The sequence below is a fragment of the Janthinobacterium sp. LS2A genome (assembly GCF_036543145.1).
In the GTDB taxonomy this organism is placed as follows: domain Bacteria; phylum Pseudomonadota; class Gammaproteobacteria; order Burkholderiales; family Burkholderiaceae_D; genus Janthinobacterium; species Janthinobacterium aestuarii.
This window is the reverse complement of the sequence record NZ_JAZHPB010000028.1, coordinates 1-680: the sequence shown is the minus strand read 5'-3', so window position 1 is coordinate 680 and position 680 is coordinate 1. Positions and strand designations below refer to the sequence as shown.

At 57.4% G+C, this 680-nt stretch carries 1 protein-coding gene; it reads left to right on the top strand.

What is annotated here, in order from left to right; genetic code table 11:
- Positions 1–3 precede the first annotated feature (3 nt).
- A partial coding sequence (locus V3C40_RS28255; RefSeq protein ID WP_139144529.1) for a GTP-binding protein occupies positions 4–680 on the top strand: 677 nt, incomplete at its 3' end.

Genomic DNA, 680 nt, shown 5'->3' with positions numbered 1-680 from the left:
AAAATGGCAAAAGGTAAATTCGAACGGACCAAGCCGCACGTCAACGTCGGCACCATCGGCCACGTCGACCACGGTAAAACCACGCTGACCGCTGCAATCGCAACGGTTCTGTCGAAGAAATTCGGCGGCGAAGCTAAAGCATACGACCAGATCGATGCAGCACCAGAAGAAAAAGCGCGCGGTATCACGATCAACACCGCCCACGTCGAGTACGAAACGGAAACGCGTCACTACGCGCACGTTGACTGCCCAGGCCACGCCGATTACATCAAAAACATGATTACCGGTGCAGCCCAGATGGACGGCGCGATCCTGGTGTGCTCCGCAGCTGACGGCCCAATGCCACAGACCCGCGAACACATCCTGCTGGCCCGCCAAGTTGGCGTTCCATACATCATCGTGTTCCTGAACAAGTGCGACCTGGTCGACGACGCAGAGCTGCTGGAACTGGTTGAAATGGAAGTGCGCGAGCTGTTGTCGAAGTACGAATTCCCAGGCGACGACCTGCCAATCATCAAAGGTTCGGCACGTATGGCGCTGGAAGGCAAAGAAGGCGAAATGGGCGTTGACGCAGTGCTGCGTCTGGCCGATGCGCTGGATGCTTACATCCCAACGCCAGAGCGCGCTGTTGACGGTGCTTTCCTGATGCCAGTGGAAGACGTGTTCTCGATCTCGGGTCG